Origin of the sequence: Curtobacterium sp. SP.BCp, assembly GCF_051903255.1 — a bacterium.
Lineage (GTDB): Bacteria > Actinomycetota > Actinomycetes > Actinomycetales > Microbacteriaceae > Curtobacterium.
Genome location: NZ_CP194338.1, coordinates 609,938 through 625,253 on the forward strand (window position 1 = coordinate 609,938; position 15,316 = coordinate 625,253).

Below are 15,316 nucleotides of genomic sequence, written 5' to 3' on the forward strand. Positions count from 1 at the left end.
CCGTGCCGAAGCGCTCCCCACCCCTGCGCGATCGGTGCGGCCCGACCAAGGGACCACCCTGTGATCGACACCTCACCCGTCCGCGTCGTCGACGCCGCCGCACCGCCCGCCCGCATGGGCCGCAGCGCCTGGGGACGCATCGCGATCTGCGTCGTCCTCGCACTGCCCGCCGTCGTCTTCCGGTTGACCGGCTCCGCGCCGAACCCCGTCGTCGACCTGCTCGTCTTCGGCGGCGCGGTCGTCGCTGCCTCGTTCCTGCTCGCCTGGGCAGCCGAGGCCGCGCAGAAGGACATCGCGGGTGCCCTGGCCATCGCGATCCTCGCGCTCATCGCCGTGCTGCCCGAGTACGCGGTCGACCTGTTCTACGCGTTCCGCTCCGGCTCCGACCCCGCGTTCGAGCAGTTCGCCGCCGCCAACATGACCGGCTCGAACCGGTTGCTGCTCGGGTTCGGCTGGCCGCTCGTCGTGGTCATCTCGCTGCTCGTCACCCGGCGGTACGTGCGCGCCGGTTCGCTGCCCGCGTCGGCCACGCGGGTGCTGCAGCTCGAGCAGTCGTCACGGCTCGACATCGGGTTCCTCGCGCTCCTGGCGGTCGTGGCGTTCCTCATCCCGCTGTTCGGGTCGATCCCGCTGTGGTTCGGGTTCGTGCTCCTCGCCGCGTTCGTCGCCTACCTGTGGCGCGCGTCGAAGGTGTCCGACGATGACGACGACGAGGAACTCGTCGGCATGGCGGGCAACATCGCCGCGATGCCGACCCGTGCGCGTCGATGGACGATCGTCGCGCTGTTCGTCGTCGCGGCCGCGGTGATCCTGTCGTCCGCGGAGCCCTTCGCCGAGGCCCTCGTGTCCTCCGGCAGCGCGCTCGGCATCGACAGCTACTTCCTCGTGCAGTGGCTCGCACCGCTCGCGACCGAGGCGCCGGAGTTCATCGTCGCCGCGCTCTTCGCCCTGCGCGGGATGGGCGGTGCGGCGATCGGGACGCTCATCGCCTCGAAGGTGAACCAGTGGTCGCTGCTCGTCGGGTCGCTGCCGATCGCGCACGTGCTCGGCGGCGGGACCACGGGCGGGCTGCCGCTCGACGGTCGGCAGGTCGAGGAGTTCATGCTCACCGCCTCGCAGACCGTGCTCGGCGTGGCCATCATCATCGCGCTGCGGTTCCACCGGTGGTCGGCGATCGCGCTCGTGGCGCTCTTCGCGGTCCAGTTCGTGGTGACGGACACGAGCGGGCGGTGGGTGCTCAGCATCGTGCACCTCGTCGCGGCGGTCGTCGTGTTCTGCATCAACCGGCGGGAGATCGCGTCGACCCTGGCCGCGCCGTTCCGGCGGCAGTCGGTGGTGGCGCGCGGCTGACGCCGGGCTCGCTCGCGCGCTGCGGGTGCTGCGGCCGTCACGCCGGGTGCCGCGGCCGTCACGCCGGGTGCCTGGTCGCAGAACGTGTCGGCTTGTGGACGCCCGCGCGGCATGTCATGCGACCAGGGCGGACGTGAGCAGCACGTCGTGCGACCAGCGCGGGGTCGGACGGGATGCGCGGCGCGGGCTGACCCCGCGCCTCCCGTCCGGCGGGGACGTGCGGGGGGCCCGGCGCGTGGTCACAGAACGTGTCGGGTCGCGCGCGCGGGGGCGGCCTGTCGTGCGACCAGGGCGGACGTGAGCGGCACGTCGAGCCACCAGCGCGGGGCGGGACCGGACGAAGCGGGGCGGGGTCGGACGGGCGGACCGCGCCGGTCAGTCGTCGTCGGGGGCGAGCCAGATGGCGGTCGCGGCGGCGGCCGGCAGGTCGACGAGGGACTCCGAGCCGTCGGCGGAGCGGCGCGCCACCGCGATGACGCCCGCGTAGTCCCGGACCTGCTCGACCCGGAGGTGCGTGCCGAGCGCCACCCCGAGCTCGTCGAAGTACCGCAGGAGCGAGGGATCGTCGTCCGACACCCGGTCCACCGTGCCGCACGTGCCCGGTGTCACAGTGCCCAGGAGCGCCCCGGGAGAGTCCGGCACGGAGCCGTCCGCGCGGGGGATCGGGTCGCCGTGGGGGTCGTGCGTCGGGTGCCCCAGGTCGGCGTCGACGCGGTCGAGGAAGGTCTCCGACACCGCGTGCTCGAGTGCCTCGGCCTCGGTGTGCACCTCGTCCCAGCCGTACCCGAGCCGCTGGACCAGGAACGTCTCGATCAGCCGGTGTCGGCGGACCATCGCCACCGCGACCTGCTGCCCGAGCGGCGTGAGGACGACGCCGTAGTACGGGGTGTGCTCGATCAGGCCGTCGCGGTCGAGCTTCCGGAGGTTGCCCGACACCGTGGAGGCCGAGACCCGGAGCGCCGCCGCGATGTCGCGCGTCGCCAGACCGGCACCGCCGCGCTCGCCCGCCTTCCAGATGAGCTTCACGTAGTCCTCGGCCATGGTGCTGAGGGAGGGAAGCCGCATGCGTCAATGGTACAAACGCAAGGGTGACGTCAGCAGCCCCTGCTCGCAGACGGCGCTGGCCGGTTCCCCCCTCGCTGCTGGTCGGCGTCGCGCCCCTCGTCGTCTTCGCCGTGGTGAGCGCGGTCCGGGCCCGCCCGAGCGACGACTACCCGAGTCTCGGGCAGACGGTCGACAGCGTCGTCCGCTCCCTCGTCGTGCCGGAGGGGATCGCGGTCGCGGCGCTCGCCGTCGTCGTCACCGCGCTCGGCTGGTGGCGGATCGCGACCGTCGACCCCACCCGGACGCCCCTGCGCTGGACGATGATCGCGCCGCTCGGGGTCCTCCTCGTCTGCCTCGTGCGGCTGCCGCTCGTGGACTGGAGTGCGCTGCCCGTCCGGTACTTCCTGCTGCTCACGGTCGGGGTGCTGTTCGTCGGCGTCTTCGAGGAGCTGATGACCCGGGGCGTCCTGCTCGTCGGGCTGCGTCGACGTCTGCCCGAGTTCGCGGTGTGGGCGGTGTCGTGCGTGCTGTTCGGGCTGCTGCACCTGCTGAACATCCTCGCCGGAGCCGGTGTCGGGCCCACGCTCCTGCAGGTCGTGTTCGCGGCGTCGTTCGGCTCGACGCTGTACGTCGCGCGACGGCTGACCGGGTCGTTGCTCGCGCCCGTGCTGCTGCACGCGTTCTGGGACTTCGGGTCGATCGGTTACTCGACCACGGCGGACCCGTCCGACCTCTCGGCGCTGACGGTCGCCGGGGTGATCGGCCTGTTCTCGTTCGGCCTGCTCGCGTTCGGGATCGTCGCGGGCGGCATGGTGGCGTGGCGGGACGACCGCCCACGTCGTACACGGCGGCGGTGGGTCGGGGTGCCCCCGATGGCGGCGTTCGTCGTGCGCGGTGGCGAGCCGCGCCTCCAGTCGGTCTGACGCGCAGCGGCGAACGACGCGTCAGCGCTTGCGGCCCACCGCGAACACCCGGCGGAACGGGTACACCGTGCCGTGCGGTCCGGCCGGGTACGCGGTACGCAGCAGGGCGGCGTACCGCTCGGTGAACGCGGTCGTCAGCGCACCCGTCGGGTCCGCGGCGTCGAGGGCGGCGACGGCGGGCCGCAGCCCCGTGCCCCGCACCCACGCGAGCACCGGGTCGTCGCCGGACAGCAGCTGCGCGTACGTCGTCTCCCACGCCCGGGCCTCGAGTCCGGCGTCGAGCATGAGCCCGAGGTAACCCGCCGGGTCGAGGACCGGATCGGCTCGCAGCACGCCGTCGAGCGCGGGCGCCCACGGTCCGTCGGCCGCGACCGACCGCATGAGCGCGTGCGACGGGGAGTCGAAGTTGCCCGGCACCTGCATCGCGAACCACCCGCCCGACGGCATCGCGGCGAACCACCGCGGCAGGAGCTCGACGTGCGACGGCACCCACTGGAGCGCGGCGTTCGTCACGACGACGTCGTCCGTCGCGCCCGGCGTCCAGTCCTCGATCGCGCCGAGCTCGAACGCCAGCCCGGGGACGTCCGACGGCGCCGTGGCGAGCATCTCCGCGGAGCTGTCGATCCCGACCACCTGCGCGCCCGGCCAGCGGGCCGCGAGGGTGGCGGTGAGGGTCCCGGGGCCGCAACCGAGGTCGACGACGCGACGCGGTGCCTCCCGGCCGTCGCCCGCCGACCACGCGACCTGCGCGACCAGGTCGTGGAAGGGGCGTGCGCGGTCGTCCGCGAAGGCGGCGTAGCGGTCCGGGTCCCAACGCACGGTGCTCCTACATCTCGACTTCGAACGGCTCGGTGCGCACGAGCTCGTGTACGCCGGAGATGACCTCGCTCGGTCGGAACGGGTACTTCTCGATCTCGGCCTGGTCGCTGATGCCCGTCATCACGAGCACGGTGTGGAGCCCGGCCTCGATGCCGGCCTGGACGTCCGTGTCCATGCGGTCGCCGATCATGCCGGTGTTCTCGGAGTGCGCCCCGATGCGGTTCATCGCGGAGCGGAACATCATCGGGTTCGGCTTGCCGACGACGTACGGCTGCTTGCCGGTGGCCTTCTCGATCATCGCGGCGATCGCACCGGTCGCCGGCAGGACGCCCTCGGCGCTCGGGCCGGTCGCGTCGGGGTTGGTGACGATGAACCGCGCGCCGTCGCGGATGAGCCGCACGGCCTTGGTGATCGCCTCGAACGAGTAGTTCCGTGTCTCGCCGACGACCACGTAGTCGGGGGCGGTCTCGGTCATGATGAAGCCGGCCTCGTGCAGTGCCGTGGTCATGCCGGCCTCGCCGATCACGAAGGCGGAGCCGCCGGGCATCTGGGACCGGCAGAAGTCCGCGGTCGCGAGCGCGCTCGTCCAGATGCGCTCCTCGGGCACGTGCAGGCCCGAACCGCGGAGCCGGGCGCTCAGGTCGCGCGGCGTGAAGATCGAGTTGTTCGTCAGGACGAGGAACTCGGTGCCCTCGTCGAGCCACTGCTGGATGAGCTCCGGTGCCCCGGGCAGGGCCTGGTTCTCGTGGACGAGCACGCCGTCCATGTCCGTCAGCCAGCACTCGACCTCGTCGCGGGTTGCCATGGCCTCACCCTAGTGCGAGCGGATGGTCGCGCCGGCTGCGCGTGCGGTCGCGCCCGGCACGGGCTGGGAGCAGGCCGGGAGGCACGGATCGGCTCTTGCGCGTCGGCGTCGGTTCCCGGGATGGTCGAGTCACCGAATGACACTCGCTTTTGCCCTAGGCTTTTCGGTACACGTACTGGATCAAGGAGTCCCACCGTGCTCGTCGACCCCCTCGCCCACGCCGCCACCCCCCGACCCGCTGCTGATGGTGCCGTCTCCGGTGCTGCCGGGAACGCGTCCGTCGGCGAGGCCGAGGTGGCGCCGCGGCGACGACGCGGTCGTCCGAACGTGCTCTCGCGCGAGCAGGTGATCGACGCCGCGACCCGGATCGCGAACGAGGAGGGGCTCGACCGGCTTTCCTTCCGCGCGCTCGGGGCGGCGCTCGGCGTGGCCCCGATGACCGTGCACCGGACGATCGGCGGTCTCGACGACCTGCACGCCGAGCTCGTCCGACGCACCGTCGACGAGTTCGCGTCGACGTTCGTGTGGCCGTCGGACTGGCGCGAGGTCGTCCGGGTCTTCGCCTGCACCTTCCGCGACCTCATGACGACGCACCCGCTCGTCCTCGAGTCGCACAGCCAGCACGCGCCGCTCGCCTCGACCGAGTCGGACGGCGTCGTCCGGACCGTCGTCTCGGCGCTCCAGGATGCCGGCTTGCCGGACCGCGAGGCGATGTACGCGTTCTTCGTGGTCTACGACTTCGTGGTCGGGCACGTCGGCGTCCTCGTCGGCCGGGGCTCGTCCGAGGCCGGCCGGCCGGAGCGGCACGCGCTCGTGGGGGAGATCCTCGGGTCGCACTCGTACGACGACCGCTTCACGCTCGGCGTCGAGGTGCTGCTCGCCGGCATCGAGGCGCGGGTCGCAGCGTCACGCGCGTCCTAGTCTGGAGGGCGTGACCGCCGCCCAGCCCGAGCCCTCCCACGAGCGCACGACCAACGGCGTCGGCCCCCACCCCGAGCCGTGGCCCGACGATCCCCGGCTCGACCCGGAGCTCCTCGCGGACGGCGACCCCCGCAACGTCGTCGACCGCTTCCGGTACTGGTCGATGGAGGCGATCGTCGCCGACCTCGACACCCGCCGCCACGCGTTCGACGTCGCGATCGAGAACTGGCAGCACGACCTCAACATCGGGTCGATCGTGCGGAGCGCCAACGCGTTCCTCGCCGGCACCGTGCACATCATCGGGCGCCGCCGCTGGAACAAGCGCGGCGCGATGGTCACCGACCGGTACCAGCACGTCCGGTACCACCCGGACGTCGCGGCGTTCCTCGAGGCCATGCACGCCGAGGGGCGGCCGGTCGTCGCGATCGACAACACCGACGGTGCCGAACGCATCGAGACCGCGGCGATCCCGGAGCGCTGTGTGTTCCTCTTCGGCCAGGAGGGCCCGGGGCTGACCGCCGAGGCCGTGGCCGGGGCGGACGCACACCTCGAGATCACCCAGTACGGGTCGACGCGGAGCATCAACGCCTCGGCCGCCGCTGCGATCGTCATGCACAGCTGGATCGTGCAGCACGCGATCGCGGACTGAGGTCCGTCCGTTCAGGTGGGTCGTCCGGGTGCCCACACGGGCGCCGGGCCGATCGCCTCGGCGACGGCACGTGCGGCTGCACCCAGGTGCTGCGCCTCCCGCTCGCCGATGGTGTCGAAGACGAGGCGCCTGACCAGCGCGCGATGCCCGGGGGTCGCTGCCAGGACCTGTGCGTGTCCGGTGTCGGTGAGGACGCCGAGGGTGAACCGGCCGTCGGTCGGGTCGACCACCCGTTCGACCCAACCCTGCCGGTGCAACCGTGTCACCGCCCTCGACAGGCGTGACAGCGTGCAGCTGGCGTACGCCGCGAGGGTGCTCAGTCGGAGCGCGCGATCGGGAGCGCTGTCGAGCGCGAAGAGGACCCCGTACTCGAAGTGCGTCAGGCCGCTGTCGTGTTGCAGCTGGGCGTCGAGTGCGGCGGGGAGTCGCTCGAGCAGCGTCGCGAGTGACGACCAGGTCGCGAGTTCGTCGTCGGTGAAGTCCACGTCGACACGCTACCTGCTCGCACTTGCTCAGGAAAGTCATCTGCCGTACCGTCGCTTGCCCAAGCAAGTCACGACGAACGGAGTGCCTCATGGACCTCGGACTGCGCGGCCGGACCGCGTTCATCAGCGGCTCGACGGCGGGCATCGGCTACGCCGTCGCAGCAGCGTTGGCAGCGGAGGGCGTCGACGTCACCATCAACGGCCGGTCGCCGGACCGTGTCGCCGCGGCGGTGGAGCGGCTCGCAGCAGCGGCACCCGACGTCCGGGTCGCCGGCATCGCGGCGGACTTCGCCGACGCGGCGGCCGTCGACCGTCTCCTCGACGAACTCGGCGAGGTCGACGTCCTGGTCGCGAACGTCGGCGTGTTCGGCCTCGACCGCTTCGAGGACGTCGGCGACGACGACTGGCAGCGCTACCTCGACGTCAACCTGATGAGCGCCGTCCGGTCGGCCAGGAGGCTGCTCCCCGGGATGCTCGACCGTGGGCACGGGCGGATCGTGCTCGTCGGCAGCGAGTCGGGTGTCGACGTGCCCGGCGACATGGTCCCGTACGGCGTCACGAAGGCCGGCCTCGTCGCACTCGGCAACGGGCTGGCGAAGCGCACGAGGGGCACGTCGGTCACGGTGAACACCGTCCTCGGCGGACCCACCTGGTCGGACGGGGTCGCGGCCGCCGTCACGTCGGTCGCCGCTGCCCAGGCAGCGCCCGTCGCGACGGTCCGGGACGCGATCATCGGGCAGAACACCACGAGCCTGCTCGGTCGCTTCATAGAGCCGTCGGAGATCGCCGACCTCGTCGTCTGGCTGGCCAGCCCGCGGGCATCGGCGACGAACGGAGCTGCCCTCCGTGCGGACGGGGGCGTGCTCACGACGATGTTGTGACGCGAGGTCGGGTCAGGCGTCGCGGGTCAGCAGCACCACGGTCACGTCGTCCTCCGCACGCTCGGCGGCGCGGAGTCGCACGGTCTCGAGGAACGCGTGGTGGTCCCGCGTGCGCTCGAACGTGCGCGTGAGCTCGGACAGGGTGTCGATCGTGCCGTCGCCGAGGTCGAGTGCGCCGTCGCTCGCCACGAGGAGTGCGTCACCGGGGGCCAGCGTGACGGTCGTGACCGACCGCGCGGCGCCGACCGGGTGCAGGCCGAGCGGCAGGTCGTGCGAGCGCAGCATCCGGTGCCGGCCGTCGGCGCCGAGGTGCACGACGAGACCGTGTCCGGCGTCGACCGCCTCGACCGCTCCCGTGCCGAGGGCGACCCGGGCGTGGAACAGCGTGGCGAACGCGCTCGCGGCGACGAGGTCCTCCGCGACCGCCGGCTCGACGGCCCGCACGGCGTCCTCGGGTGCGCGGTCGCGGTGCTGTCGGAGCGCCGAACGGATCCCGGCAGCGAGGATCGCCGCGGGCTGCTCCTTGCCCATCACGTCGGCGAGCGTCACGGTGAGGTGCTGCCCGTCGGTCGACCAGTCGTGCAGGTCCCCGCTCGTGTCGCCGTACGGTACCGAGGTCGCGGAGACGTGCAGGTCGCCGACCCCGAGCGGAGCGGGCGTCAGTGCGGCCACGACGTCCTGCAACCGGTCGTGGTGGAGGCCCTGGCCGAGGGCGCGTTCCGCCCAGCGGCCGAAGTCGATCAGCGCGGCCTCGTCGGCGAGCGAGAAGTCCCGCGGCCGCGTGTCCATGAGGCAGAGCGTCCCGACGGGCACGCCACCCGGCATCGTCAGCGGGACGCCGGCGTAGAAGCGGATGCCGCGGTTCGTCACCCCGGGCAGTCCGGCCGTCCGCGGGTCGGCGGTCGTGTCGCAGATGACCGTCGGTTCGACCTGCCGGATCGTCAGCTGGCAGAACGACCAACCGATGGGTCCGGACACGATCTCGTCGGGCACGTTCGGCGTCAGGGTGTGCAGCAGGTCGTCGTCGAGGACGTTGACGTAGGACAACGGGACGTCGAAGACCTCCCGGGCGACGCGGACGATCCGTTCGAACCGCTCGGACGGCGCCGCTCCCACGACGTCGAGCGCCGCCACCAGTGCGGCACGTGCCGACGTCCGGCCCTCGTCCTCCATCGGCACCGCTCCAGATCCTCCGTGACCGGACTCCGCCCCGTTCGGTGGCGGCCGCCGCGTGGTCGGTGCGGTGGACCGGTTCGGCCTGCAACGCTACCCGCTGACCACCGGGGGGGGAGTCGAACGCCGTCCGGAGGACGCGCCCGGCCGTGCTCGCCACACCGCCGGACCTGAGCGCGGCCACAGGAACCCGGGCACCATGGTCGGCATGGCGACTCCTCACCCCACCACGACCCCGCGACTGAAGCGCTGGGTGTTCTGGCCGGCAGCGGTCGTCGTCCTGGGCTTCGTGGCGTGGACCCTCGTCGCCCCGGCATCGGCAGAGGGCGCCTTCGACACACTGCAGGACGCGATCGTCCAGAACTTCAGCTGGTACTACGTCCTCGTGGCGGCCTTCTTCGTCGCGTTCAGCATCTTCGTCGGCTTCAGCAAGTTCGGCGACATCAAGCTCGGGAAGGACCGCGATGAACCGGAGTTCTCGACCGGCTCGTGGTTCGCGCTGCTCTTCGCGGCCGGCATGGGGATCGGTCTCGTCTTCTACGGCGTCTCCGAGCCGCTGAGCCACTTCGCGGACCCGCGCCCCGGCGTCACCGGGAACGAGGCGTCGCTCGCCCAGCAGGCGATGACGCAGACCTTCCTGCACTGGGGCCTGCACGCCTGGGCGATCTACGTCGTGCTCGGGCTGGCGCTCGCGTACGCGATCCACCGCCGCGGGCGCCCGGTCTCGATCCGGTGGGCCCTCGAGCCGCTCCTCGGGGCCCGCGTCAAGGGCGGGTGGGGCAACACCATCGACGTCGTCGCCCTGATCGGGACCCTGTTCGGCGTCGCGACCTCACTCGGTCTCGGCGTCCTCCAGATCGGTGCCGGCCTCGAGAGCGCCGGCATCGCCGAGAGCACCACGGTCAGCCAGATCGCCATCATCGCCGTGATCACCGCGCTCACGATCGTCTCGCTCGTCACCGGCGTGACGAAGGGCATGAAGTTCCTGTCGAACTTCAACCTGCTCCTCGCGGCCGCGCTGCTGCTGTTCATCCTCGTCGTCGGCCCGACGCAGTACCTCCTCCGGGACCTCGTGCAGTCGATCGGCGCGTACCTGCAGGACCTCGTCGGGCTCTCCTTCACCGTGAGCGCGCAGCAGGGCGCAGCCGGCGAGGCCTGGCAGGCCGCCTGGACCACGTTCTACTGGGGCTGGTGGATGTCCTGGGCGCCGTTCGTGGGCATCTTCATCGCACGCATCTCGAAGGGCCGGACCGTGCGGCAGTTCGTGTTCGGCGTCCTGCTCGTGCCGACCGCGCTCACGATGCTCTGGTTCGCCGTGCTCGGCGGGGCCGCCATCCACCAGCAGGTGAACGGCGGGGGCCTGGTCGGCAGCGACGGCTCGGTCGACGTCGAGGGGGCGCTGTTCACCCTGCTCGGGGACCTGCCTGCCGGGACCGTCCTGACCTTCGGCGCGATCCTCCTGATCGGCGTGTTCTTCGTGACCTCGTCGGACTCCGGGTCGCTCGTGATGGCCATGCTCGCCTCCGGTGGGGACATCGAGCCGAAGAACTGGCTGCGGGTGTTCTTCGCGGGCGTGACCGCACTGCTCGCCATCGCGCTCCTGCTCACCGGCGGCCTCAACGCTCTGAAGACGGCGGCGATCACGACCGCACTCCCGTTCAGCATCGTGCTCCTGCTCACCTGCTGGTCGACCGTCATCGCGTTCACCCGCGAGCGCCGGGCGTACGACCGGGCGGAACGGGCGCTGCTCCTGGAACGCGTCGGCGAGTACTACGGCCTCGAGGTCGACGCACCAGCGGAGCGCGGCGTCCAGACCGGACTCGGTCGACCGTGGCGGGTCATCCGGCAGCGGCTCCGCCCGACCCGGAGCACGGCACGGCCGGAGGTCGCGCACGAGCCGGACCCGCCGGTGAGCACCGCCGCGGTGTCCCCGGACCCGGCACTCGACCCGCGGCTCGACGTGGCGGTCGCCCGCGACGAGGGCACGACCGCGGACCGCTGAGGCACCGTTGCGGCGGGAGCGACGAGCTGCGCTCCCGTCCCAGCTTCAGCGCCGTGCGGTCGTGCGCCGCGCGACGAGCCGCGGCTCGACGAGGATCTCCCGTGCCGGGGCGTCCGGGTCCGCGATGCGCGCGAGCAACCGCTCACCAGCACCCCGGCCGATCTCGACGCTCCGGTCGTCGATGCTCGTCAGGCCCACGTAGCGGGTGGCGGCGACCGGGGTGTCGTCGTACCCGATGACCGAGACGTCCTCGGGCACCCGCAGGCCCCGCTCGGCGAGGCCCGAGAGCGCCCCGAGCGCCATCACGTCGTTCGCGGCGAACACCGCCGTGACGTCGGGGTGCTCGTCGAGGAGGACCCCGACGGCACGGACGCCGGCGTCCTCGGTGGGCTCACCGGGGAGGACCGCACTGACGACGGAGGCGCCGGACCCGGCGGAGGCGACCCGTGCCTCCAGGCCGGTCCGTCGTTCGTCGGAGGCCGCGGAACGCGCGCCGACGAAGCCGATGCGCGTGTGCCCGAGGTCGAGCAGGTGGTCGGCGGCGATCGCGCCGCCGGTGCGGTCGTCGTTCGCGACCGTGTCGGCGCGGGGGATCGCGACCCGGCCGCCGGCGATGACCAGCGGCATCGACGCGGGGACCGCCAGGTCGGTGTCGGGCTCGCCGGCGATCACGATGCCCTCGACGCGCATCGAGAGGAAGCCCTCGACGGGCGAGGCGTCCAAGCCGGTGTTGAGGAACCGGTCGGCGACGACGAGCCGGTGCCCCTGGTCCTGCAGCGACTCGCGGAGGCCGGTGAGGAGGTCGACGAACCACTGGTTCCGGAAGTCGTCGAGCACCACCCCGATCGTTCGGGAACGCGTGCCCGCGAGGGCGACGGCGGCCGTCGACGGGCGGTAGTCGAGCTCCTGGATGGCCTGCAGCACGGCCGAGCGGCGCTGGTCGCTCACCCGGGGCGAGCGCTGCAGCACGAGCGAGACGAGCGACTTGGAGACGCCGGCACGGGCCGCGACGTCGTAGATGGTCGCCGGCTTGCCGCCGGCGGGCTTGCCGTCGCCCATGATCGGCATCGACCTCCTGGTGTCCTCGTCGATCCTAGCGGTGGTCGCGTTGGTGCTGTTGTCAGGACATTTAGCCTGGAGGCCCGGCGCCGGTCCGCCCCGTCCGACCGGCCCGGTGGCCGGTGCGGTCACGTCGACCGGCGACCGAGCGGCAGGTCCGCCATGCCGCCGCCGAGGAACCGGATGTCCTCGTCCGGCAGGGCCGCACGCTGGTCCGCGTCGAGCACGGCCGAGGCGTCGTCCACGGGGTGGAAGCCGATCGCCTCGCCGGCGGACAGGTCGGCGGGGGACCCGGTGTTCCGCGAGACCGCCCACACGACGTGGTGGCCCGGCTCCCGCAGGTCGACCGTCGCCTGCACGAGCCGCGCCAGGTCGTCCGGCGAACTCCACATCAGCAGCGCCCGCCGGCTGCTCGGGCGCTCGCCGAAGGCGCCGATGCGGGCCGAGACGACCGACATGTCGTACCGGTCGGCGAACAGGCTGCCGAGGAGTTCCATCGCCGCCTTGGTGAACCCGTAGTACAGGTCGGGACGCGGGAGCCGGTCGCCCGGGACGCTCCCCGGGGCGGTGTCGCCCTCGGGGACCCGGCCGACCGCGTGGATCGAGCTCGCCTGGACGACACGTCCCACCCCCTCCGCCGCCGCTGCCTCGAACAGGTTCTTGGTGCCCGTGACGTTCGCGGCGAGGAGGGTGTCCCACTCGTCCTCGGTCGGGATCCCGGCCAGGTGCACGATGGTGTCGACGCCGGGCAGGGCGGCCGCGAGGGCGGAGCGGTCGTTCACGTCCCCCTCGACGAAGCGCTCGCGGTCCCCGACCGCCGGGTCCGGGCGGCGGGTGTCGAGCAGGACGAGGTCGTGTCCGGCGGCCGTGAGCCTCGGGCGGAGGGCCGTCCCGATGCGTCCGGCCGCTCCGGTGATGAGCAGCGTCGCCATGTGCGCGACGGTACGCGGGGGTGGGTGTGCGGGGGCGCGGGTGTGCGGCGGCGCGGGTGCGGCGGGGCGGGTGTGCGGCGGCGCGCCGGCGATGAACCACGATCCCGACATCGAACCGCGCACGCCGCCTGGTTCGATGTCGGGATCGCGGTTCGACGCGGGGCCGTTCGCCCGCGCTGTGCCCGCCGCTCGGGCCGATGGCGCTAGCCGATGAGGCTCGGCCGGAGGTCCCGCAGCGTGCGACTCCGGGTCTGCCGGGCGGTCACGACGTACGACACGAGCAGCGCGCCGAGGAGCCAGCAGAGCAGCACCCCCGTGTCCGACCACGCCGCCGCCGCGGACCCGCCGTACATCGTCTGCCGGATGGCGTCGACCGAGTACGTCATCGGCAGCGCGAAGTGCAGCGCCGCCAACGGTCCCGGGAGCGTCTGCCACGGGAACGTCCCGCCGGCGGTCACGAGCTGCACGAGCATGAGCACGAGGCCGAGGAACTGCCCGACGGACCCGAGCAGCACGTTGAGCGCCATGATGATCGCCGCGAAGGTGGCCGAGGCGAGCACCATGATGCCGATCGTCGGGCCGGCCTGCACCACGTTCAGGTCGAGCGCGAACCGGACGATGAGGAACAGCGCCACCATCTGCACGACCCCGAGGAGCACGGGGGTGAGCCAGCCGCCGAGCACCACCCGGAGGGGCTTCCGCACCGCGGTGATCGCCCGCTTCGAGATCGGCTTGAGGATGAGGAACAGCGCGTACATGCCGATCCAGGCCGCGAGGGAGATGAAGAACGGAGCGAGGCCGGCGCCGTAGTTCCCCGCCGAGGCCACGTTGTCGTCGCCGACCTTCACCGGGTCCGAGATGACGGACGCCTGGTCCTCGCGCGAGGACGCGGTCGACGCCGGGATCTTCGTGCGGCCGTCGTCGAGCTTGTCCGCGAGCTCCTTCGAGCCGCTCTCCAGCTTCGTCAGCCCGGAGGCGAGGGACTTCGCCCCGTCGTCGGCCGAGGCCGCTCCGGTCGCGAGCTGGGACGCGCCGCTCGACAGGGTCGGGGCCGCGGCCGCGAGCTTCGACGTGCCCGCGGCGACCTGCGACGCACCACCGGAGAGCGTCGATGCGCCGCCCGCCGCGGTCGCGATCCCGTTCGCGAGGGTCGGCGACGCGTCGGCGAGCTGCTGTGTCCCTGCGGCGACCTGGGCCGAGCCGTCGCGGAGCTGGTCGATCCCGGTCAGGGCCTGCTTGATCTTCGCCAGCTGCTCCTGGTTGCCGGAGTCCGCCAGCTGCTGCTCGACGGTCTGCTTGATGACCGCCTGCGCCTCGGGTGAGAGCTCCACGCCCTGCTTCGCCGCCGCCGCGGTGATCGCCGCGTCGACGGTGTCGGGGGAGAGCGCCTCGAGTGACTCCAGCGCGGGGTCGGTCGAGTCCGACAGCGTCTGCAGACCCGACGCGACCTGCTGCGCGCCCGTGTTCAGCTGCTGTGTCTGCGACGGCAGGGCGGCCGTCTGCTGCTTCGCGTCCGACAGGCCCGACGCCAGCTCGGACGCGCCGGCCGAGACCTGCTGTGCCCCGCTGTCCAACTGCTGCGTCTGCGACGGCAGGTCCGCGGTGCCGGCGGCGAGCTGTGCCGCCCCCGAGGAGAGCTTGCCCGTCCCGTCGGCGAGTCGGTCGGCCCCGTCCTTCGCGGTGGTGGCCCCGGAGGCGAGCTGACCGGCCCCGTCGACGGCGTCGCCGAGGCTGTCGCGGACGTCAGCGAGTCCGACGAGCAGCGTCTTCGCCGCCTGCTTGCCGACCCGCTCGGCGACGGCGGTCCGCATGGTCTTGCCCGCCTGCTCGGCGATCGTCGACGCGAGGTAGGAGTTCGTGTCGGCGGTCGTCATCGTGAGCTTCGCCTGCTCGGGGTCGTCCGACTGCGCCGAGACGAGCGAGGACGAGAAGTCGTGCGGGATCGTCACGACGAAGTCGTAGGTGCCGTTGCGGACGCCGGCGCGGGCGTCGGCTGCGGTCGTCTCGGTCCACTTGAAGTCATGGCCGTCGATCGCCTCCTTCGTGACGTCCTTGCCGTAGTCGACACGGTCGCCGTCGAGGGTGGCGCCGGCGTCCTGGTCGACGATCGCGGCGGGGACCTGGTCGAGCTTGGCGTAGGGGTCGCGGTTCGCCCACAGGTAGGCGCCGCCGTAGAGCAGCGGCACGCACATCAGTGCGATGAAGGCGAGGCGGGCGAGGGGCGTGGCGGTGAGGCGCGCGAGCTCCGCGCGGACGAGCGAGGTGGTGGTCAC

Annotated in this window: 14 protein-coding genes; 6 read left to right on the forward strand and 8 right to left on the reverse strand. The window is 72.6% G+C overall.

The genetic code is table 11. The features are described from left to right. Positions 1 to 60 precede the first annotated feature (60 nt). Entirely contained in the window at positions 61 to 1,350 is a 1,290-nt protein-coding gene (locus ACRQ4C_RS03150; RefSeq protein ID WP_439690091.1) for a sodium:proton exchanger, read from the forward strand. Between the two features lie 375 nt (positions 1,351 to 1,725). Here the strand turns inward: ACRQ4C_RS03150 and ACRQ4C_RS03155 are convergent, their stop codons facing one another. Beyond that, positions 1,726 to 2,415: a metal-dependent transcriptional regulator gene (locus ACRQ4C_RS03155; protein ID WP_290132868.1), complete on the reverse strand. Its 690-nt coding sequence runs from the start codon at positions 2,413 to 2,415 to the stop codon at positions 1,726 to 1,728. A 23-nt stretch (positions 2,416 to 2,438) separates the two neighbouring features. Between ACRQ4C_RS03155 and ACRQ4C_RS03160 the strand changes: the two genes are divergently transcribed. Next, the gene (locus ACRQ4C_RS03160; protein WP_439690092.1) at positions 2,439 to 3,317 is read left to right on the forward strand and encodes a lysostaphin resistance A-like protein; all 879 of its coding nucleotides are present in this window, start codon (positions 2,439 to 2,441) and stop codon (positions 3,315 to 3,317) included. A gap of 21 nt (positions 3,318 to 3,338) precedes the next feature. Here ACRQ4C_RS03160 and ACRQ4C_RS03165 read toward each other — a convergent pair whose 3' ends face one another. Together ACRQ4C_RS03165 and ACRQ4C_RS03170 are read right to left on the reverse strand one after the other, a co-directional pair. Beyond that, positions 3,339 to 4,136, reverse strand: coding sequence for a methyltransferase domain-containing protein (locus ACRQ4C_RS03165; RefSeq protein ID WP_439690093.1), 798 nt, complete (start codon positions 4,134 to 4,136; stop codon positions 3,339 to 3,341). Between the two features lie 7 nt (positions 4,137 to 4,143). Beyond that, complete coding sequence (locus ACRQ4C_RS03170) at positions 4,144 to 4,941, reverse strand: HAD-IIA family hydrolase (protein ID WP_058725198.1); 798 nt, start codon at positions 4,939 to 4,941, stop codon at positions 4,144 to 4,146. 195 nt (positions 4,942 to 5,136) lie between these two features. Between ACRQ4C_RS03170 and ACRQ4C_RS03175 the strand changes: the two genes are divergently transcribed. After that, positions 5,137 to 5,862, forward strand: a complete 726-nt coding sequence (locus ACRQ4C_RS03175) for a TetR/AcrR family transcriptional regulator (protein WP_439690094.1) — start codon at positions 5,137 to 5,139, stop codon at positions 5,860 to 5,862. Between the two features lie 10 nt (positions 5,863 to 5,872). After that, positions 5,873 to 6,511: a TrmH family RNA methyltransferase gene (locus tag ACRQ4C_RS03180; protein ID WP_439690095.1), complete on the forward strand. Its 639-nt coding sequence runs from the start codon at positions 5,873 to 5,875 to the stop codon at positions 6,509 to 6,511. A gap of 11 nt (positions 6,512 to 6,522) precedes the next feature. Here the strand turns inward: ACRQ4C_RS03180 and ACRQ4C_RS03185 are convergent, their stop codons facing one another. Further along, on the reverse strand, positions 6,523 to 6,996 hold the full coding sequence (locus ACRQ4C_RS03185; RefSeq protein ID WP_290132863.1) for a MarR family winged helix-turn-helix transcriptional regulator: 474 nt from the start codon (positions 6,994 to 6,996) through the stop codon (positions 6,523 to 6,525). Between the two features lie 89 nt (positions 6,997 to 7,085). Between ACRQ4C_RS03185 and ACRQ4C_RS03190 the strand changes: the two genes are divergently transcribed. Continuing rightward, entirely contained in the window at positions 7,086 to 7,877 is a 792-nt protein-coding gene (locus ACRQ4C_RS03190) for an SDR family NAD(P)-dependent oxidoreductase (RefSeq protein ID WP_439690096.1), read from the forward strand. A gap of 12 nt (positions 7,878 to 7,889) precedes the next feature. Here ACRQ4C_RS03190 and ACRQ4C_RS03195 read toward each other — a convergent pair whose 3' ends face one another. After that, complete coding sequence (locus ACRQ4C_RS03195) at positions 7,890 to 9,050, reverse strand: PP2C family protein-serine/threonine phosphatase (RefSeq protein WP_439690939.1); 1,161 nt, start codon at positions 9,048 to 9,050, stop codon at positions 7,890 to 7,892. A gap of 208 nt (positions 9,051 to 9,258) precedes the next feature. On the opposite strand from ACRQ4C_RS03195, the gene ACRQ4C_RS03200 reads away from it, so the two are divergent. Then, positions 9,259 to 11,052, forward strand: a complete 1,794-nt coding sequence (locus tag ACRQ4C_RS03200) for a BCCT family transporter (RefSeq protein ID WP_439690097.1) — start codon at positions 9,259 to 9,261, stop codon at positions 11,050 to 11,052. A gap of 45 nt (positions 11,053 to 11,097) precedes the next feature. Here the strand turns inward: ACRQ4C_RS03200 and ACRQ4C_RS03205 are convergent, their stop codons facing one another. The 3 genes from ACRQ4C_RS03205 to ACRQ4C_RS03215 all read right to left on the reverse strand — a co-directional run bounded on the left by ACRQ4C_RS03205 (position 11,098) and on the right by ACRQ4C_RS03215 (position 15,316). After that, on the reverse strand, positions 11,098 to 12,120 hold the full coding sequence (locus tag ACRQ4C_RS03205) for a LacI family DNA-binding transcriptional regulator (protein WP_439690098.1): 1,023 nt from the start codon (positions 12,118 to 12,120) through the stop codon (positions 11,098 to 11,100). 119 nt (positions 12,121 to 12,239) lie between these two features. Next, positions 12,240 to 13,043, reverse strand: a complete 804-nt coding sequence (locus ACRQ4C_RS03210) for an NAD-dependent epimerase/dehydratase family protein (RefSeq protein WP_439690099.1) — start codon at positions 13,041 to 13,043, stop codon at positions 12,240 to 12,242. Between the two features lie 203 nt (positions 13,044 to 13,246). After that, on the reverse strand, positions 13,247 to 15,316 hold the full coding sequence (locus ACRQ4C_RS03215; RefSeq protein WP_439690100.1) for a YhgE/Pip family protein: 2,070 nt from the start codon (positions 15,314 to 15,316) through the stop codon (positions 13,247 to 13,249).

Bases quoted from the DNA above. Each gene is read 5' to 3' on its own strand.
- ACRQ4C_RS03210 (WP_439690099.1), bottom strand. From the start codon at position 13,043: ATGGCGACGCTGCTCATCACCGGAGCGGCCGGACGCATCGGGACGGCC.
- ACRQ4C_RS03170 (WP_058725198.1), bottom strand. From the start codon at position 4,941: ATGGCAACCCGCGACGAGGTCGAGTGCTGGCTGACGGACATGGACGGC.
- ACRQ4C_RS03205 (WP_439690098.1), bottom strand. From the start codon at position 12,120: ATGCCGATCATGGGCGACGGCAAGCCCGCCGGCGGCAAGCCGGCGACC.
- ACRQ4C_RS03155 (WP_290132868.1), bottom strand. From the start codon at position 2,415: ATGCGGCTTCCCTCCCTCAGCACCATGGCCGAGGACTACGTGAAGCTC.
- ACRQ4C_RS03200 (WP_439690097.1), top strand. From the start codon at position 9,259: ATGGCGACTCCTCACCCCACCACGACCCCGCGACTGAAGCGCTGGGTG.
- ACRQ4C_RS03190 (WP_439690096.1), top strand. From the start codon at position 7,086: ATGGACCTCGGACTGCGCGGCCGGACCGCGTTCATCAGCGGCTCGACG.
- ACRQ4C_RS03195 (WP_439690939.1), bottom strand. From the start codon at position 9,050: ATGGAGGACGAGGGCCGGACGTCGGCACGTGCCGCACTGGTGGCGGCG.